General features: G+C 37.8%; 19 protein-coding genes, 1 tRNA gene and 1 rRNA gene. All 21 read left to right on the top strand.

Annotation, left to right across the window (positions count from 1 at the left end; all coding sequences use genetic code 11):
* Positions 1–966 carry a glycosyltransferase family 2 protein gene (locus tag AB8E63_RS07985; protein ID WP_223334535.1) on the top strand — a complete coding sequence of 322 codons (966 nt, stop codon included), beginning with the start codon at positions 1–3 and terminating at the stop codon, positions 964–966.
* A gap of 6 nt (positions 967–972) precedes the next feature.
* A complete protein-coding gene (locus tag AB8E63_RS07980; RefSeq protein ID WP_368910731.1) occupies positions 973–2,388 on the top strand; it encodes a flippase in 1,416 nt (471 codons plus the stop codon).
* Between the two features lie 217 nt (positions 2,389–2,605).
* On the top strand, positions 2,606–3,754 hold the full coding sequence (locus tag AB8E63_RS07975; protein ID WP_223334531.1) for a polysaccharide polymerase: 1,149 nt from the start codon (positions 2,606–2,608) through the stop codon (positions 3,752–3,754).
* A 128-nt stretch (positions 3,755–3,882) separates the two neighbouring features.
* Complete coding sequence (gene glf, locus AB8E63_RS07970) at positions 3,883–4,980, top strand: UDP-galactopyranose mutase (protein WP_223334529.1); 1,098 nt, start codon at positions 3,883–3,885, stop codon at positions 4,978–4,980.
* Positions 4,981–4,995: 15 nt separating this feature from the next.
* Positions 4,996–6,051: a galactofuranosyltransferase gene (locus AB8E63_RS07965; protein ID WP_223334527.1), complete on the top strand. Its 1,056-nt coding sequence runs from the start codon at positions 4,996–4,998 to the stop codon at positions 6,049–6,051.
* Positions 6,052–6,445: 394 nt separating this feature from the next.
* The gene (gene ftsA, locus AB8E63_RS07960) at positions 6,446–7,813 is read left to right on the top strand and encodes a cell division protein FtsA (protein WP_004254135.1); all 1,368 of its coding nucleotides are present in this window, start codon (positions 6,446–6,448) and stop codon (positions 7,811–7,813) included.
* Positions 7,814–7,829: 16 nt separating this feature from the next.
* Positions 7,830–9,083, top strand: coding sequence for a cell division protein FtsZ (gene ftsZ, locus AB8E63_RS07955; protein ID WP_368910728.1), 1,254 nt, complete (start codon positions 7,830–7,832; stop codon positions 9,081–9,083).
* Between the two features lie 5 nt (positions 9,084–9,088).
* Complete coding sequence (locus tag AB8E63_RS07950) at positions 9,089–9,760, top strand: YggS family pyridoxal phosphate-dependent enzyme (protein ID WP_368910726.1); 672 nt, start codon at positions 9,089–9,091, stop codon at positions 9,758–9,760.
* A gap of 9 nt (positions 9,761–9,769) precedes the next feature.
* Positions 9,770–10,318 (top strand): cell division protein SepF, encoded by a 549-nt coding sequence (locus AB8E63_RS07945; protein WP_368910724.1) that lies wholly within the window; start codon positions 9,770–9,772, stop codon positions 10,316–10,318.
* Complete coding sequence (locus AB8E63_RS07940; protein WP_006153053.1) at positions 10,318–10,578, top strand: YggT family protein; 261 nt, start codon at positions 10,318–10,320, stop codon at positions 10,576–10,578. Before AB8E63_RS07945 ends, AB8E63_RS07940 begins: the two co-directional genes overlap by 1 nt.
* Complete coding sequence (locus AB8E63_RS07935; RefSeq protein WP_368910722.1) at positions 10,575–11,360, top strand: RNA-binding protein; 786 nt, start codon at positions 10,575–10,577, stop codon at positions 11,358–11,360. The genes AB8E63_RS07940 and AB8E63_RS07935 overlap by 4 nt, the downstream gene beginning before the upstream one ends.
* A 7-nt stretch (positions 11,361–11,367) precedes the next feature.
* Complete coding sequence (locus AB8E63_RS07930; protein ID WP_368910721.1) at positions 11,368–11,622, top strand: DivIVA domain-containing protein; 255 nt, start codon at positions 11,368–11,370, stop codon at positions 11,620–11,622.
* A 16-nt stretch (positions 11,623–11,638) separates the two neighbouring features.
* A complete protein-coding gene (locus AB8E63_RS07925) occupies positions 11,639–12,451 on the top strand; it encodes a DivIVA domain-containing protein (RefSeq protein WP_223334511.1) in 813 nt (270 codons plus the stop codon).
* Between the two features lie 255 nt (positions 12,452–12,706).
* Positions 12,707–15,499: an isoleucine--tRNA ligase gene (ileS, locus tag AB8E63_RS07920; protein ID WP_368910719.1), complete on the top strand. Its 2,793-nt coding sequence runs from the start codon at positions 12,707–12,709 to the stop codon at positions 15,497–15,499.
* Positions 15,500–15,599: 100 nt separating this feature from the next.
* The gene (locus tag AB8E63_RS07915; protein WP_004254107.1) at positions 15,600–15,968 is read left to right on the top strand and encodes a hypothetical protein; all 369 of its coding nucleotides are present in this window, start codon (positions 15,600–15,602) and stop codon (positions 15,966–15,968) included.
* A 130-nt stretch (positions 15,969–16,098) separates the two neighbouring features.
* Entirely contained in the window at positions 16,099–16,791 is a 693-nt protein-coding gene (locus AB8E63_RS07910; RefSeq protein WP_000240128.1) for a phosphoglycerate mutase, read from the top strand.
* 120 nt (positions 16,792–16,911) lie between these two features.
* Positions 16,912–17,064, top strand: a complete 153-nt coding sequence (gene rpmG, locus AB8E63_RS07905) for a 50S ribosomal protein L33 (RefSeq protein WP_001809375.1) — start codon at positions 16,912–16,914, stop codon at positions 17,062–17,064.
* 9 nt (positions 17,065–17,073) lie between these two features.
* Complete coding sequence (gene secE / locus AB8E63_RS07900) at positions 17,074–17,250, top strand: preprotein translocase subunit SecE (protein WP_004254104.1); 177 nt, start codon at positions 17,074–17,076, stop codon at positions 17,248–17,250.
* 49 nt (positions 17,251–17,299) lie between these two features.
* Complete coding sequence (gene nusG, locus AB8E63_RS07895; protein WP_004254102.1) at positions 17,300–17,836, top strand: transcription termination/antitermination protein NusG; 537 nt, start codon at positions 17,300–17,302, stop codon at positions 17,834–17,836.
* Between the two features lie 109 nt (positions 17,837–17,945).
* Positions 17,946–18,017 (top strand) — tRNA-Glu (locus AB8E63_RS07890).
* 227 nt (positions 18,018–18,244) lie between these two features.
* Positions 18,245–18,451, top strand: a 16S ribosomal RNA gene (locus tag AB8E63_RS07885); the annotation flags it as partial.

Below are 18,451 nucleotides of genomic sequence, written 5' to 3'. Positions count from 1 at the left end.
ATGGATAAGGTTTCTATTATTGTACCAGTATACAATGTCGAAGATTGCTTAAGCTATTGTGTAGACAGTCTAAGACAACAGACCTATAAAAATATAGAAATTATACTGGTAGACGATGGTTCTACAGATTCTTCAGGAGAAATTTGTGACCAATATGCTCAAGAAGATGACAGAATAAAAGTTCTGCATATTGAAAATGGGGGATTATCCAATGCCCGCAATACTGGGGTAAAAGAATCTTCAACAGATTGGATTGTTTTCATTGATTCAGATGATTATTATGACCATAGAGCCATTGAATATTTAGTAGAACTTAGAGATAAGTATAGAGTTGATCTTGTAGCAACTCCAGTGATTGAAGTTAGAAACTATGAAAATAGCGATTTCCTAGGAGATTTCAGAGAGAAATATTCTGGAAAATTAGATCGTCGAACAGCTTTAGAACAAATGTTTTATGGAAATTATGTTGGGACACATTCAGGTGGTAAACTATATAAGAAAGAAATTTTATTAAGGTTTCCATATCCTAATGGGATGTTGTATGAAGATTTAGCTCTTGCTTATGAGCATATTGCTTCCTGTGAAAATATTGCTGTTAGTGATCTAAATCTTTATAAATACTATCGAAGACCAGGAAGTATTGTAAATTCTAAGTATAGTGATCGTCTCTTAGATTTTTACAAGGCAATGGAATGGAATATAAGTTATGTTGAACGAGACTATTCAGGTGATAGGGATATGAGAAGAGCCTTGAATGTTCGCTATGTTTTTAATGGTCTGCATATTGTACATGCTATGCTTAGTTCAGATATGTATGCTGAAGTTAATAAAATTAGAAAAGAATACATTCAATATTTCAAAGATGTTATTCTGAATTCAAATGTTACAAGGAAAAATAAAGTGAAATACTTGATGCTTTTGGTTTCTCCAAAACTGTATGAAAAAATTAGAGAGAAGATGAGTTAGGTAAGAATGAAGATTTTAAAAAATTATGCATATAATCTCTCTTACCAGCTACTAGTGATAATTCTTCCTATTATAACAACACCTTATGTAACTAGGGTATTTAGTTCAACTGATTTAGGTACTTATGGTTATTTCAATTCAATTGTAACCTACTTTATTTTATTGGCGACATTGGGCGTGGCCAATTATGGTACAAAAGAAATTTCAGGCCATCGTAAAGATATCCGAAAAAACTTTTGGGGCATATACACCTTGCAGTTTGGTGCGACCATTCTGTCAATATGCTTATACATTCTCTTATGTTTGTCCTTGTCATTTATGCGAAATCCCGTTGCATATATTTTGGGCTTGAGTCTGGTATCTAAAGGGATGGATATCTCCTGGTTATTTCAAGGGTTAGAGGATTTTCGCAAGATAACAGTTAGAAATATTACTGTTAAACTGGTCGGTGTCATTTCAATCTTCTTATTTGTAAAATCAGCAAATGATTTATATCTTTATGTGTTTTTGCTAACAATATTTGAATTATTGGGGCAGTTTAGTATGTGGTTGCCAGCTAGAGAATTTATCGGGAAACCACATTTTGATTGGTCCTATGCTAAACAACACTTGAAACCAGTTGTTCTCTTGTTTTTGCCGCAAATAGCTATTTCGCTATATGTTACTTTGGATCGTACTATGCTAGGGGCATTAGCCTCAACTAAAGACGTCGGAATTTATGACCAAGCCTTAAAATTGGTCAATATTTTGCTTACACTAGTGACTTCGTTAGGAAGCGTAATGCTTCCTCGTGTTGCCAATCTCCTATCAACTGGAGATCACAAGGCTGTAAACAAAATGCATCAGATGTCTTTCTTAATATACAATTTAGTCATTTTTCCTATAATAGCAGGAATGTTAATTGTTAATGATGATTTCGTGCAATTTTTCTTAGGACAGGATTTCCAAGATGCTAAATATGCGATAGCAATTATGATTTTTAGAATGTTCTTTATTGGCTGGACAAATATTATGGGTATTCAAATTTTGATTCCACATAATAAAAATAAAGAATTTATGATTTCGACAACTATTCCAGCTATTGTGAGTGTCGGTTTAAATTTATTATTACTACCTAAATTAGGTTATATCGGAGCAGCCATTGTTTCTGTATTAACAGAAGCCTTAGTATGGGCTATTCAACTGTATTTTACCAGAAACTATTTAAAGGAAGTGCCTCTTCTAGCTTCGACAGTTAAAATTATAGGAGCATCAGCTCTCATGTACGGTGTACTATTCGTTGTAAAAACTACAGTGAATTTTACGCCTGTTATAAATGTTATGGTATTTGCTACAATAGGAGCGATACTTTACATTTTTCAAATACTATTCTTAAAGGTAATTAGTCCAAAAGAGTTGAAACAGCAGTTATTGAATAAGTGAAATTGAATGGAATAAATAGAAATTTCAGTAGCTTATAGTCTTATTGTAAAATGAACTCTTGTATAGATTAAATTCGCTTTGGTTGATTAAATAGTTAGGAAAGGGAGGATAGAAGAGTATAAGTGAACTAGAAGATTAAAGAAATATTATTTTTTCTCATTCAATTCCATATTTCTTTTTCTTATAAATCACTCTGTATGATTCTTTTTCAAAAAATATGATAAAAATTAAATTTGAAAACCTACTAGTCAGCATTGTTGTATCTGTAGTGGTATTTTTTAATACCATATCAACTACGATGCTGGATAGGACTTTTTTTCAAGTCAAAGTAAATTTCCTATTTTTGGTTGTATTGCTTTTAGGGCTTCGTTTTTTGTATAAAATGCGGGTCTCATACAAATATCTAATACTTTCTATTCTATTGTTGCTTTCGGGGGTTTTAGTGTATTTTCAAACGAATAGACTTAATTTTCTAGTCTATTCGATGCTACTAGTCCTCTTGGTTAATGTAGATATGAAAGTAGTTTTGAGGAACTATGTAGTTGTAGCTGGTATTCTCGTAGTTGGAGTTTTTCTTTTATCACTTGCTGGCATAGTTCCTAATCTACAATATAATCGTGCGGGAGTTATTCGAAATTCGTTTGGGTTTATTTATCCTACGGACTTTGCATCACATTGCTTCTATCTATTTTTAGCAATTTCCTATCTTCTAAAAGATAAATTTATATGGACCAGATCTCTGTTTGGTGTCTTGCTATCAGCTTTCATTATAAAATACTGTGATGCACGTTTAAATGCTTTGTCAATCTTGTTAGCGACAGTTATTTTCATTTATTTTTATTACAGCAAAGAGAAAAAACTAAAGATATTTGCCTTGTTCCCATATTCGGCTGTTATATTCGCATCAATTGTTACCTATTTGTCATACAAGTTTTCTTGGTCTAATCCATTTTTAGTATCGATAAACAAATTAATTACGGGAAGGCTGGCTCTAGGCAGGAATGCATTTACTACATTTGAAGTGCATCTATTTGGGACTAGAAACGTTCAATTTATCGGATCAGGTGGAAAAACAGAATCTGTAATTGGGTATAACTATGTAGATTCTTCTTATGTGCAGATGTTATTTACATATGGAATAGTTCCTGTAGTCCTATTGATCGTAATTTATGTTGTCGCCTCGAGAAAACAGTATAAGGATGGTCAATATTTATTCGTTGCGATTTTATCATTGATTGCTTTTAACTGTATGATTGAAGCCTTTTGGTTTGTTCCTACATATAATATATTCATGTTTTTACTATTTACAACAAATACTTTTAGTAAAAAAGAATCGAATGATATTACTAAATTAAATGCGACCTAGTTCTAGTACTAGACTTTAGGAGGCTTTAATAGATGCTAAGAGTCCTTTCTAAGAAAGAAAAAATAACGTTTGCTGGCCCGGAGTCAGCATTAATAAGAAATTGTAGAGTTCATTAACGGAGTTTTAATATGTATGACTATTTAATTGTTGGTGCAGGTTTGTCTGGAGCAATCTTCGCACACGAAGCTACAAAACGTGGTAAAAAAGTAAAAGTGATTGACAAACGTGATCACATCGGTGGAAATATCTACTGTGAAAATGTTGAAGACATCAATATCCACAAGTATGGTGCCCACATTTTCCATACCTCAAACAAAAAGGTTTGGGATTATGTCAACCAATTCGCTGAATTCAATAACTATATCAACTCACCAGTGGCTAACTACAAGGGCAGCCTCTACAATCTTCCTTTCAACATGAATACCTTCTACGCTATGTGGGGAACTAAGACACCACAAGAAGTCAAGGATAAGATTGCCGAGCAAACGGCTGACATGAAGGATGTTGAGCCTAAGAACTTGGAAGAACAAGCTATCAAGTTGATTGGCCCAGATATCTATGAAAAGTTGATTAAGGGCTATACCGAAAAACAATGGGGCCGTTCTGCTACAGATCTTCCACCATTTATCATCAAACGTCTACCAGTTCGTTTGACCTTTGATAACAACTACTTTAATGACCGTTACCAAGGAATTCCAATCGGTGGATACAACGTCATCATTGAAAATATGCTTGGTGATGTGGAAGTAGAGCTTGGCGTTGATTTCTTTGCTAATCGTGAAGAGCTTGAAGCATCAGCTGATAAAGTTGTCTTTACAGGGATGATTGACCAGTACTTTGACTACAAACACGGTGAGTTGGAGTATCGCAGTCTTCGTTTTGAACACGAAGTCTTGGATGAGGAAAATCATCAAGGAAATGCCGTGGTCAACTACACCGAGCGTGAGATTCCTTATACTCGTATCATTGAGCATAAGCACTTCGAATATGGTACACAACCTAAGACAGTTATCACACGTGAATACCCAGCTGATTGGAAACGTGGAGATGAACCATATTACCCAATCAACGATGAAAAGAACAACGCTATGTTTGCTAAGTACCAAGAAGAAGCAACCAAAAATGATAAGGTTATCTTCTGTGGACGTTTGGCAGACTATAAATACTACGACATGCACGTGGTTATTGAGCGTGCTTTGGAAGTCGTAGCAAATGAATTTGATTGAAAGAAATAGTGATTCATGAAGTATTTTCTAAAAGAAGAGTTTTTAAAAGATTCTGGTGCTCGAAACGCTGGAAATAAGGCCAGAAATGATGTCGAGGAAATTGTCAAACGAGAAGGCTATCAACCCTTGTTGTTAACAGTTGAGGATTGGTATCAAATGGGAACCGTTAAAGCCCAACGACACAAGGCAAAAGCTCTAGCTCAAGCTTTTTCTCAGTTGAAATCAGGGGATCAATTATTGATTCAATTCCCCATGCTCCATCATAGTTTTTTCACCACTCGCTTGGTAAGAAAAATCCAGCGAAGAGGGGTACAAGTCTATTTTATTATCCATGATTTGGAAGCTTTGCGCTATGCCAATCTGGATACAGTACCTTTGAAGCATAAGATTCGAGTCCATCTTCAAGAATCGAGTCTATTGAAGGTGGCTGATGGAGTGATTGCTCATAATCCGATTATGAAATCAGTATTGGTGGAGAAGGGGCTCCCAGAGCACAAACTAGTTAGTTTAGAAATTTTTGACTACCTCATTCCGAATTACCAAGAGAAAGATGGTCTATCAAAGGATCAACCAATCATTGTAGCAGGGAATTTAGCCCAAGAAAAAGCAGGTTACCTTTATCAATTGCCTGCTAGACCGGCCTACAATCTCTATGGTGTCGGTTTTGATGAGAGTAGAGCTTTAGAGAATGAGGCTTACTTTGGTTCTTTCTTGCCAGACGAACTTCCTGCAGCCCTTGAGGGTGGTTTTGGGCTTGTATGGGATGGTGATAGTGCTGAAACATGTAGTGGTGTTTTCGGAGAGTACCTCCGTTATAACAATTCTCACAAGGCATCCCTTTATTTGGCATCTGGATTCCCGCTTGTAGTGTGGAAACAGTCTGCCTTGTCTCACTTTGTGCTTGAGAAGAACTGTGGTGTTGCAGTGGAGTCTCTTCATGATTTAAAAAACACGATTGAAAATCTATCAGATGCCGATTATCAAGAATTGGTTGCAAATGCAAAAAATATTGGTAAAAAAATACGAGATGGTTTTTATCTAACCAGTGCTCTTAAAAAATTAACAAAATAAGAAGTCTTTTTGGACTTCTTATTTTTGTTACAAAGTTAATCTTCTAGTATATAAGTTAGAGAAGAAGCGATTAGTTTTTAGGGACAATTTAAGTATTTCATCTTAACGCAAAATTGAAATGAAGTTGGCATGAAATTACTTGAAAAATACAATAAATTACACAGCATTTTTCAGCTTTTCTGACATTTTTACACTGTTTTTCATAGAAAAAATAAAAAAGAGGGACTTGTAATGGAATATTAAAATAAATTTAATGAAAAACCTTCGATAAAATCACAAAAAATTAGGCACGAATCGGATTTTTGTGATATAATATTCTGTGAATAGCTATGCCTTCTTGTAGCTGTTAAAAAATCAAAGTGTGAAACTTGGAAGATAGAGAGGACGCAATGTAATGACTAGAAATGGTTTCTTTACAGGCTTAGATATTGGAACAAGCTCAATTAAAGTGTTAGTTGCTGAGCTTGTAGATGGTGAAGTAAATGTAATCGGTGTTAGCAACGCCAAAAGTAAAGGTGTCAAGGATGGGATTATCGTTGACATCGAAGCCGCAGCAACGGCTATCAAATCTGCTATTTCTCAAGCAGAAGAAAAAGCAGGGATTTCAATTAAATCCGTAAATGTTGGACTTCCAGCAAACTTGTTGCAAGTGGAACCAACTCAAGGAATGATTCCTGTAACATCAGATACAAAAGAAATTACAGATCAAGATGTTGAGAATGTTGTCAAATCGGCTTTGACTAAGAGTATGACACCTGATCGTGAAGTGATTACGTTTGTGCCAGAAGAATTTGTAGTAGACGGTTTCCAAGGTATTCGTGACCCACGTGGTATGATGGGTGTTCGTTTGGAAATGCGTGGGCTTCTCTATACAGGTCCAAGAACCATTCTTCACAACCTTCGTAAAACTGTAGAACGTGTTGGAGTTCAAGTTGATAACGTGATTATTTCACCGCTTGCAATTGTAAACTCTGTTCTTAACGAAGGCGAACGTGAGTTTGGAGCGACTGTTATTGATATGGGTGGTGGCCAAACAAGTGTTGCTACTATCCGTAATCAAGAACTACAATACACAAATGTTTACCAAGAAGGTGGCGATTACGTCACTAAGGACATTTCAAAAGTTCTTAAAACTTCTAAGAAAATTGCAGAAGGTTTGAAGCTTAACTACGGTGAAGCTTATCCGCAACTTGCAAGCAAAGAAACTTTCCAAGTTGAAGTGATTGGTGAAGTAGAACCTGTTGAAGTTACAGAAGAATACTTGGCTCAAATTATTTCAGCTAGATTGAAACACATCTTTGAACAAATCAAACAAGATTTGGAAAGAAGACATTTGTTGGACTTGCCGGGTGGTATTGCTCTGATTGGTGGGAATGCTATTCTACCAGGTATCGTTGAGCTTGCCCAAGAAGTACTTGGAGTTCGTGTGAAACTTTATGTTCCAAACCAAGTAGGTATCCGCAATCCTGCATTTGCTCATGTGATTAGTTTGTCAGAATTTGCTGGAAGTCTTACAGAAGTGAATGTTTTGGCTCAAAGAGCTATCAGAGGAGATCAAGTTCTACGTCAACAACCAATTGATTTCAGAACTTCAAGTCAGGAAAAACCTGCAGCTTCTCAACGCTCAGTGTTTGGTACAACTTCAACTGAATCAGCAGAACCAACTTATACTGCTGAATCAGCAACTCCAAATCAATCAGAAGAGAAACCAAAATTAACTGAGCGATTCCGTAGCTTAATCGGAAGCATGTTTGATGAATAGGATAGAGGGATAAAATATGACATTTTCATTTGATACAGCAGCAGCACAAGGTGCAGTAATTAAAGTAATTGGTGTCGGTGGTGGCGGTGGAAACGCCATTAACCGCATGGTTGACGAAGGCGTTTCAGGTGTTGAGTTCATCGCAGCCAACACAGATGTACAAGCCTTGAGCAGTACAAAAGCTGAAACAGTTATCCAACTTGGTCCAAAATTAACTCGCGGACTTGGTGCTGGAGGACAGCCTGAAGTTGGTCGTAAGGCTGCTGAAGAAAGCGAAGAAGTAATTACTGAAGCTATCAGTGGTGCAGATATGGTCTTCATCACTGCTGGTATGGGTGGTGGTTCTGGTACAGGTGCTGCACCAGTTATCGCTCGTATCGCTAAAGGTTTAGGTGCTTTGACTGTCGGTGTTGTGACACGTCCATTTGGTTTCGAAGGAAGCAAACGTGGTCAATTCGCAGTTGAAGGTATTAACGAACTTCGCGAACATGTTGATACTCTTTTGATTATCTCAAACAACAACTTATTAGAAATTGTTGACAAGAAAACTCCACTTCTTGAAGCTTTGTCTGAAGCAGATAACGTTCTTCGTCAAGGTGTTCAAGGGATTACAGATTTGATTACAAATCCTGGTTTGATCAACTTGGACTTCGCAGACGTGAAGACAGTAATGGCAAACAAAGGAAATGCCCTCATGGGTATCGGTATCGGTAGCGGAGAAGAACGCGTTATTGAAGCGGCTCGTAAAGCTATTTACTCACCACTTCTTGAAACAACTATTGATGGAGCAGAAGATGTTATCGTTAACGTAACTGGTGGTTTGGATATGACTTTGATTGAAGCAGAAGAAGCTTCTGAAATCGTCAATCAAGCTGCTGGACATGGCGTAAATATCTGGCTCGGTACTTCTATTGATGAATCAATGAAAGATGAAATCCGTGTAACTGTTGTTGCAACTGGAGTTCGTCAAGATGCAGTCGAAAAAGTTGTAGCGCCACAACCAAGACAAGCGTCATTCCGTGAACCAGTAAAATCTGGACATACACACACTTATGACCGTCATTTTGATTTGGCAGAAACAGCTGAACTTCCAACTCCTTCACAACGTCACACTGAAGCGCCTAAAGCATCAGCTTTTGGTGACTGGGACTTGAGACGTGATTCAATTGTTCGTCAAGGTGAATCAGTCGTATCACCAGTTGAACGTTTCGAAGCACCAGCTTCTGACGAAGATGAGTTGGAAACACCGCCATTCTTTAAAAACCGTTAATAGAGATGGATTTAAAAGAAAATACAAATCAGGTATTTCAACAGGTTACAAAAGCAATTACAGAAACCGGCCGTGAAGACGGTTCGGTTTCTGTAATTGCCGTAACAAAATATGTTGATATTGCAACTGCAGCAAATTTGATTGACCAAGGAGTCAAACACATCGGTGAAAACCGTGTTGATAAATTTCTTGAAAAGTATCATGCTTTAAGTGATAAAGATGTTACTTGGCACTTGATTGGTAGCTTGCAAAGAAGAAAAGTCAAGGATATCATTCCTTATGTTGATTATTTTCACGCTTTAGATTCTTTGAAATTAGCCCAAGAGATTCAAAAACGTGCCGATAGAACAGTTAAATGTTTTTTGCAGGTCAATATTTCTGGAGAGGAAAGCAAGCATGGTTTTTCAAAAGAAGAACTATTGACAGTCTTGCCAGACTTGTCTAGCTTGGATCAAATCGAGTATGTTGGTCTCATGACCATGGCTCCCTTTGAGGCCCAAACAGAAGAGTTGCAAAAAATCTTTAAAGAAACGCAAGAGTTGCAACAATACATTCGTGAACAACAATTCCCCAATATGCCAATGACAGAACTAAGTATGGGAATGAGTCGTGACTACAAAGAAGCGATTCAATGTGGCTCGACTTTTGTTCGAATTGGTACAGCATTTTTTAAATAGGAAATAATCATGTCATTAAAAGATAAATTTGATAAATTTATAGATTACTTTACAGAAGATGGAGATGAAGTTGCTTCAGAAGTTGTAGCTGCACAACCTGAACGTTCACTAGTTTCGGTGCCTCAAAAAAGAGAATTGCCACAGCAAGCTGCTGCTCAAGAATCTTCTTCAGTTGAAACAAAAGAGAAAAACATTACAAAACTTCATGCACGTCAGCAACAACTAGCGATGGAAAGTCATCGTTCTACTGAAAAAGTAACCATCGATGTTCGTTACCCACGCCGTTACGAAGATGCAACAGATATTGTTGATTTGTTGGCTGGAAATGAGAGTATCTTGATTGACTTCCAATATATGACAGAAGTTCAAGCTCGTCGTTGTTTGGATTACTTGGATGGAGCACGTCATGTCCTTGCTGGTGAGTTAAGAAAAGTAGCGAACACAATGTATCTTTTGACACCTGTTGGTGTTGTGGTAAACATTGAAGATATTCGTTTACCTGAAGAAGCTCAAAGCGAAGAGTACGACTTTGACATGAAGAGAAATAGAGTACGTTAATGTTTCTAATAATTCGTTTTATCCAAAATGCTACAGATATCTATTCACTGATACTTGTAGCTTTTGCTCTATTATCATGGTTTCCAAATGCCTATAACACACAGTTGGGGAAATTTTTAGAGACTTTGTGTAAACCAATTCTTGAGCCTCTAAAACGTCTACCTCTTCAAATCGCAGGTTTGGATTTCTCTGTTTGGATTGCCCTAATTCTCTTGCGGATGATTAGTCGCTATCTCATCAATTTACTGGTCGTATTATGAGCAAGGAACTTTACCAACATTTCGCAACGGAGGATATTCCATTCATCGATAAGGGGTTGGAATGGTTGAGTCAAGTCGAGGAGCACTATGCACCGATTTTATCTCCTTTTATAAATCCTCACCAAGTATTTATCTTGGAAACTTTGGGAAATAATAGAGGGATAAAAGTCTTCTCTAGTACGAGTTATATCTCTTCGGAGTACGCTAGGGTTATTTTAGCGCCCGATTACTTCACGCCAAGTTTGGAAGATTTTGAAATGACCTTGCTTGAGATCGTGTATCCTAGCAAGTTTCAGCAACTGACCCATTCAAAGATATTGGGTACAGTTCTCAATCGACTAGGTATTGACCGTAAGTTATTCGGAGACATTCTGGTGACAGAAGAGAAAGCCCAAATTATTGTCGATCGAAGATTTACCACTCTTTTCCAAGATGGAATTCAAAAGATTTCCAAGTTGCCTGTAAGTTTAGTAGAACGTCCTTTTTCAGATATGATAGAATCCAAAGATGACTATCAAGAAAAAGAAGTCTTGGTTTCAAGTCTTCGACTGGATGCCTTCTTATCTAGCATATTGAAATTATCTCGTTCCCAAACTTCGGCTCTGGTTGAAAAAAAGTTGGTTCAAGTCAACTATCATATAGTTGAAAAATCGGACTATCCGGTAAAATTTGGTGATTTAATCAGCGTCAGACGCTTTGGTCGAATTATCTTACTCAAAGAAAATGGTCAAACCAAAAAGGATAAGAAAAAATTAACAGTCCAGATACTATTAAGCAAGTGAGAAAAATATGTCAATTACACCACAAGAAATTAGTGATAAAGCTTTCTCAAGATCATTCAGAGGCTACAATCAGGAAGAAGTTGATTTATTTCTAGATAAGATTTATTTTGAATTAGAGGAATTAATCCGAAACAAAGAGGAAACTGAACTCTACATCAAAAAACTAGAAGAACGTCTTTCCGACTATACGAATGATATTCCTAAGAGAACAGTAACAAACGAGCAAGAACCAGAAGCAATTAATGATTCTATTTTTTATTAAATAAGTGAGGAAAAATATGCCAATTACATCGTTAGAAATTAAGGATAAAACCTTTGGTGTTCAGTTTAGAGGTTTTAACCGTGAAGAAGTTGATGAATTTTTAGATATTGTTGTTCGTGACTATGAAGCACTTGTACGAAGCAATCATGAAAAAGAACAACACATTAAAAACTTAGAAGAACGTTTGTCGTATTTTGATGAGATTAAGGATTCATTGAGTCAATCAGTTTTGATTGCCCAAGACACAGCTGAACGTGTGAAACAAGCTGCGAATGACCGTTCTAATAACATCATTAAGCAGGCTGAGCAAGATGCCCAACGCTTACTTGATGAAGCTAAGTATAAAGCCAATGAAATTTTGCGTCAAGCTACAGATAATGCTAAAAAAGTTGCTGTAGAAACTGAAGAGTTGAAGAATAAGAGCCGCGTCTTCCACCAACGTTTGAAATCAACAATCGAAAGTCAGTTGGCTATTGTTGATTCATCAGATTGGGAAGAAATTTTGCGTCCGACTGCAACTTATCTTCAAACTAGCGACGAAGCATTTAAGGAAGTCGTCCAAGAAGTTCTAGGTGAAGATGTATCCTCATATCATGATGAAGAACCAATTGACATGACTCGTCAATTTTCTCCAGAAGAAGTTGCAGAACTACAAGCGCGTATTGAAGCAGCTAACAAAGAATTGTTAGAGGCTGAACAAGCTGCTGAAGAGTCAACTGAAACTGAAGTTGAACTTCAGCCAGTTGCTGAAACTCCTGTTGAACCAGCACATGAGGAAGGACCTCAAGATGATGCTGACACTCAACAAGAATCAGTTCTAATTTTATAAGAATCTCATTAGAGAACAAGAATTTATCAAACACATTTCTAGCGAGTAGGAGATGGTGAAAGTCCTACAATCCCTGTTGGTAAATTCATCCTCTCTTAGTATCAAATCTGAAAATAGTAAGATTTGACGTTGCCCACGTTACGGGAAAAGAGGGAAAGAGACTAGGTCTTTTTCCGAACAAAGGTGGTACCACGATTTTCGTCCTTTTTGCGAGTCGTGGTTTTTATATTGTCAATTTACATTAAAGGAGTACTAATGAAACTTAAAGAAACCCTCAATCTTGGGAAAACAGAATTTCCAATGCGTGCCGGTCTTCCGACCAAAGAGCCAGTTTGGCAAAAGGAATGGGATGAAGCTAAACTTTATCAACGTCGTCAAGAATTAAATGAAGGAAAACCGCATTTCACCCTTCATGATGGCCCTCCGTATGCCAACGGAAACATCCACGTTGGACATGCCATGAACAAGATTTCAAAGGATATCATTGTTCGTTCAAAATCGATGTCAGGATTTTACGCACCATATATTCCAGGTTGGGATACTCATGGTTTGCCAATCGAGCAAGTTTTAGCAAAACAAGGTGTTAAACGCAAAGAAATGGACTTGGTTGAATACTTGAAACTTTGTCGCGAATACGCTCTTTCTCAAGTAGATAAACAACGCGAAGACTTCAAACGTTTGGGTGTTTCTGGTGACTGGGAAAATCCATATGTAACCTTGACGCCAGACTATGAAGCAGCGCAAATCCGTGTCTTCGGTGAAATGGCTAACAAAGGCTATATCTACCGTGGAGCTAAGCCAGTTTACTGGTCTTGGTCATCTGAGTCAGCTCTTGCTGAAGCAGAGATTGAATACCATGACTTGGTTTCAACTTCACTTTACTATGCTAACAAGGTCAAAGATGGCAAAGGTGTTCTTGATACAGATACTTACATCGTTGTCTGGACAACAACTCCATTTACTATCACAGCCTCTCGTGGTTTGACTGTTGGAGCAGATATTGACTATGTAGTCGTACAACCTGCTGGTGAAACTCGTAAGTTTGTAGTTGCTTCAGAGTTGTTGAATAGCTTGTCTGAGAAATTTGGATGGGCGGATGTTCAAGTGTTGGCGACCTACCGTGGTTCAGAATTGAACCACATCGTGACAGAACACCCATGGGATACAGCAGTAGATGAACTCGTTATCCTTGGTGACCACGTTACAACAGACTCCGGTACTGGTATCGTCCATACAGCGCCAGGTTTTGGTGAGGATGATTACAATGTTGGTGTTGCCAATGGTCTCGAAGTTGCTGTAACTGTCAACGAACGCGGAATCATGATGGCCAATGCAGGTGCAGAGTTCGAAGGTCAATTTTATGACAAGGTTGTGCCAACGGTTATTGAAAAACTTGGTGATTTACTTCTTGCTAAAGAAGAAATCTCTCACTCCTACCCATTTGACTGGCGTACTAAAAAACCAATCATCTGGCGTGCAGTGCCTCAATGGTTTGCTTCTGTATCTAAATTCCGCCAAGAAATCTTGGACGAAATTGAAAAAGTGAAGTTCCACTCAGAATGGGGTAAGGTCCGTCTTTACAACATGATCCGTGACCGTGGTGACTGGGTTATCTCTCGTCAACGTGTTTGGGGAGTTCCTCTTCCAATCTTCTACGCAGAAGACGGAACACCAATCATGACAGCTGAAACCATCGAACATGTAGCGCAACTCTTTGAAGAACATGGTTCCATCATCTGGTGGGAACGTGATGCCAAAGACCTCTTGCCAGAAGGGTTTACCCATCCAGGTTCACCAAATGGCGAGTTCAAGAAAGAAACAGACATCATGGATGTTTGGTTTGACTCAGGTTCATCATGGAATGGTGTCGTGGTTAACCGTCCAGAACTCAAATATCCAGCAGATCTATACCTTGAAGGTTCAGACCAATACCGTGGTTGGTTCAACTCATCACTCATCACCTCTGTGGCTAACTATGGTGTAGCACCATACAAACAAATCTTGTCACAAGGTTTTGCCCTTGACGGTAAAGGTGAGAAGATGTCTAAATCTCTTGGAAATACCATTGCTCCAAGCGATGTTGAAAAACAATTTGGTGCGGAAATTTTGCGTCTCTGGGTAACAAGTGTTGATTCAAGCAACGACGTACGTATCTCTATGGATATCTTGAGTCAAGTTTCTGAAACTTACCGTAAGATCCGTAACACCCTTCGTTTCTTGATTGCTAACACATCTGACTTTAACCCAGCTGAGGATGCAGTCGCTTACGAAGAACTTCGTTCTGTTGATAAGTACATGACTATCCGCTTTAACCAACTTGTTAAGACTATTCGTGACGCTTATGCAAACTTTGAATTCTTGACAATCTATAAAGCACTAGTGAACTTTATCAACGTTGATTTGTCTGCTTTCTACCTTGACTTTGCCAAAGATGTTGTTTACATTGAAGGGGCTAAGTCACTTGAACGCCGTCAGATGCAAACAGTCTTCTATGACATCCTTGTGAAAATCACGAAACTCTTGACACCAATTCTTCCACACACTGCTGAAGAAATCTGGTCATATCTCGAGTTTGAAACAGAAGACTTTGTTCAATTGTCAGAATTGCCAGAAGCACAAACATTTGCGAATCAAGAGGAAATCTTGGATGCCTGGTCAGCCTTTATGGACTTCCGTGGACAAGCTCAAAAGGCTTTGGAAGAAGCTCGTAATGAAAAAGTGATTGGTAAATCACTTGAAGCTCACTTGACAGTTTATCCAAATGAAGTGGTGAAAACTCTTCTTGGAGCTGTTGATAGCAATGTAGCCCAACTCTTGATCGTCTCTAAATTGACAATCGCTGAAGGTCCAGCTCCGGAAGGTGCAGTTAACTTTGAAGATGTGGCCTTCACAGTTGAGCGTGCAACTGGTGAAGTTTGTGATCGTTGCCGTCGTATCGATCCAAGTACAGTAGAACGTAGCTATAATGCAACCATCTGTGATCACTGTGCAAGCATCGTTGAAGAAAACTTTGCGGATGCAGTAGCAGAAGGATTTGAAGCTAAATAATCTAACAAAAATACAGGATCTTCCTGTATTTTTTTTAAAAAATAAAAACTTTAATAAAAATATGGTATAATATACCTTATTAAAATAAAAGGAGATATTTATGAAGACAAAAACACTAGCACAAGTAGATGGCTTTATTGGTATTATTGCAGGGGCAATTTTAGCTTTCTTACCAATTTTTATGGTATTTCTTGCAGCCATTTCTGAAGACGAAGATGCTGCAGGGCTAATTTTGGGCATTATTTTCATTGTTTTCTCTTTAGTGAAAATTGCAACCCTCATTCTTGGAATCCTCTCACTTGTCTACTATAAGGATGACAATCGTATTTCACTAGCACCATCGATTCTATTTATCGTAGGATCTGTAGTTGCCTTGATTCCTTTCCTTGGATGGATTGGTGGAATTGTCCTTGTGATTGGTGGGGCTCTGTACCTAGCAAGCTTGAAACAATTTAGAATTGAAGAATAAATTTTTTTAGGGAAGAGTCCATGAGCTCTTCTCTTTTTCGTTGATTTTAACTAGCTTTTTTGTGAAAAATTGTGTAAAATAGAATAGATAAACGAGGGCAACCTCGAAAAATAAAAGGAGAATCCAACTAATGGTAAAATTGGTTTTCGCTCGCCACGGTGAGTCTGAATGGAACAAAGCTAACCTTTTCACAGGATGGGCTGACGTAGATCTTTCTGAAAAAGGTACTCAACAAGCTATCGATGCTGGTAAATTGATCAAAGAAGCTGGTATTGAATTTGACCAAGCTTACACTTCAGTATTGAAACGTGCAATCAAAACAACTAACCTTGCACTTGAAGCATCTGACCAACTTTGGGTTCCAGTTGAAAAATCATGGCGCTTGAACGAACGTCACTACGGTGGTTTGACTGGTAAAAACAAAGCAGAAGCTGCTGAGCAATTTGGTGATGAGCAAGTTCACATCTGGCGTCGTTCATACGATGTATTGCCTCCAGCAATGGATCGTGATGATGAGCACTCAGCTCACACTGACCGTCGTTACGCTTCACTTGATGACTCAGTAATTCCAGATGCTGAAAACTTGAAAGTGACTTTGGAACGCGCTCTTCCATTCTGGGAAGATAAAATCGCTCCAGCACTTAAAGATGGTAAAAACGTATTCGTAGGTGCACATGGTAACTCAATCCGCGCCCTTGTAAAACACATCAAACAATTGTCAGACGACGAAATCATGGATGTGGAAATCCCTAACTTCCCACCATTGGTATTCGAATTTGACGAAAAATTGAACGTAGTTTCTGAATACTACCTTGGTAAATAATGTAAAATAGAGTCTAGGATTACTCCTAGGCTTTTTTATTTTGAAAATAGAAAATTGCAGAGTGCAATTTAACTTGTCAAAGACAGGGATTCTTGTTATAATAGATAAGATGGAGGCGCTATGGCACTTAAAAAAGCAAGTTTAGCCTGTGCGGTTTGTGGTTCAAGAAACTACTCAATTAAAATTAGTGGGAATCCAAAACCGACTCGCTTAGAAGTAAATAAATTTTGTAAACATTGTGGTAAATACACAACACATCGAGAAACGAGATAGGAGATAAGAATGGGTTTTATTAAGGATATCTTTACACTTCTTAAAGATACAACTTGGCCAACTCGAAAACAAAGTTGGGTAGATTTCAAATCTATCATGGAATACACTGCCTTCTTTGTTGTCATCATTTATATTTTTGACCAGTTAATCGTTAGCGGATTAATCCGATTCATTAACATTTTTTAAGATAGTATAAATAGGCTGAAAGAAGTTTACCATTAAGAAAGGAAAAAAGATGGATAGTTTTGATAAAGGATGGTTTGTCCTACAAACATATTCTGGTTATGAAAATAAAGTAAAAGAAAATCTCTTGCAACGTGCACAAACATACAATATGTTGGATAATATCCTACGTGTGGAAATTCCAACTCAAACTGTGCAAGTTGAAAAAAATGGGAAGAAAAAAGAAGTTGAAGAAAATCGCTTCCCAGGATATGTCCTTGTAGAAATGGTTATGACCGATGAAGCTTGGTTTGTAGTTCGTAATACACCAAACGTTACGGGATTTGTCGGCTCACACGGAAACAGATCTAAACCAACTCCGCTTTTGGAACAAGAAATCAGAGATATCTTGGTATCAATGGGACAAACGGTTCAAGAATTCGACATCAATGTTGAAGTTGGTCAAACAGTTCGAATCATTGATGGTGCCTTTGCTGATTATACAGGAAAAATTACTGAAATTGATAACAACAAAGTGAAAATGATTATTTCAATGTTTGGTAATGATACAGTAGCAGAAGTAAACTTGAATCAAATTGCTGAATTGTAATCTCAGTTACTCATCTACTTGTGAATCTAGAATTCTGTCAACTATTTTTAAAAAAACTAGTTGACAAGATTCTAAAAGTAGGTATAATAGAAAGAGTTAAAAAGCTCAAGGTCCGTTGGTCAAGGGGTTAAGACACCGCCTTTTCACGGCGGTAACACGGGTTCGAATCCCGTACGGACTATGAGTGTATCTCGGTTGATGGAAATAGGATTTAAAAAAAGTTAAAAAAACCTGTTGACAGAGAAAAGTGACTGTGATATACTAATATAGTTGTCGTAAGCGCGACAAAGACCTTTGAAAACTGAACAAGACGAACCAATGTGCAGGGCACTACAACTGATGTTGTAGTACTGAACAATGAAAAAACAATAAATCTGTCAGTGACAGAAATGAGTGAGAACTCAAACTTTTAATGAGAGTTTGATCCTGGCTCAGGACGAACGCTGGCGGCGTGCCTAATACATGCAAGTAGAACGCTGAAGGAAGGAGCTTGCTCTTTCCGGATGAGTTGCGAACGGGTGAGTAACGCGTAGGTAACCTGCCTGGTAGCGGGGGATAACTATTGGAAACGATAGCTAATACCGCATAACAGTAGATATCGCATGATAGCTGCTT

Origin of the sequence: Streptococcus sp. oral taxon 061 (genome assembly GCF_964211575.1) — a bacterium.
Lineage (GTDB): Bacteria > Bacillota > Bacilli > Lactobacillales > Streptococcaceae > Streptococcus.
Note: the sequence above shows the minus strand (reverse complement) of the source record. Positions and strands in the feature narration are given on the sequence as shown.

Bases quoted from the DNA above. Each gene is read 5' to 3' on its own strand.
- nusG (WP_004254102.1), top strand. From the start codon at position 17,300: ATGGATAGTTTTGATAAAGGATGGTTTGTCCTACAAACATATTCTGGT.
- rpmG (WP_001809375.1), top strand. From the start codon at position 16,912: ATGGCACTTAAAAAAGCAAGTTTAGCCTGTGCGGTTTGTGGTTCAAGA.
- glf (WP_223334529.1), top strand. From the start codon at position 3,883: ATGTATGACTATTTAATTGTTGGTGCAGGTTTGTCTGGAGCAATCTTC.
- AB8E63_RS07910 (WP_000240128.1), top strand. From the start codon at position 16,099: ATGGTAAAATTGGTTTTCGCTCGCCACGGTGAGTCTGAATGGAACAAA.
- AB8E63_RS07985 (WP_223334535.1), top strand. From the start codon at position 1: ATGGATAAGGTTTCTATTATTGTACCAGTATACAATGTCGAAGATTGC.
- ftsA (WP_004254135.1), top strand. From the start codon at position 6,446: ATGACTAGAAATGGTTTCTTTACAGGCTTAGATATTGGAACAAGCTCA.
- AB8E63_RS07945 (WP_368910724.1), top strand. From the start codon at position 9,770: ATGTCATTAAAAGATAAATTTGATAAATTTATAGATTACTTTACAGAA.
- AB8E63_RS07965 (WP_223334527.1), top strand. From the start codon at position 4,996: ATGAAGTATTTTCTAAAAGAAGAGTTTTTAAAAGATTCTGGTGCTCGA.
- AB8E63_RS07980 (WP_368910731.1), top strand. From the start codon at position 973: ATGAAGATTTTAAAAAATTATGCATATAATCTCTCTTACCAGCTACTA.
- AB8E63_RS07925 (WP_223334511.1), top strand. From the start codon at position 11,639: ATGCCAATTACATCGTTAGAAATTAAGGATAAAACCTTTGGTGTTCAG.
- AB8E63_RS07940 (WP_006153053.1), top strand. From the start codon at position 10,318: ATGTTTCTAATAATTCGTTTTATCCAAAATGCTACAGATATCTATTCA.
- AB8E63_RS07975 (WP_223334531.1), top strand. From the start codon at position 2,606: ATGATAAAAATTAAATTTGAAAACCTACTAGTCAGCATTGTTGTATCT.
- AB8E63_RS07935 (WP_368910722.1), top strand. From the start codon at position 10,575: ATGAGCAAGGAACTTTACCAACATTTCGCAACGGAGGATATTCCATTC.
- secE (WP_004254104.1), top strand. From the start codon at position 17,074: ATGGGTTTTATTAAGGATATCTTTACACTTCTTAAAGATACAACTTGG.
- ileS (WP_368910719.1), top strand. From the start codon at position 12,707: ATGAAACTTAAAGAAACCCTCAATCTTGGGAAAACAGAATTTCCAATG.
- AB8E63_RS07950 (WP_368910726.1), top strand. From the start codon at position 9,089: ATGGATTTAAAAGAAAATACAAATCAGGTATTTCAACAGGTTACAAAA.
- AB8E63_RS07930 (WP_368910721.1), top strand. From the start codon at position 11,368: ATGTCAATTACACCACAAGAAATTAGTGATAAAGCTTTCTCAAGATCA.
- AB8E63_RS07915 (WP_004254107.1), top strand. From the start codon at position 15,600: ATGAAGACAAAAACACTAGCACAAGTAGATGGCTTTATTGGTATTATT.
- ftsZ (WP_368910728.1), top strand. From the start codon at position 7,830: ATGACATTTTCATTTGATACAGCAGCAGCACAAGGTGCAGTAATTAAA.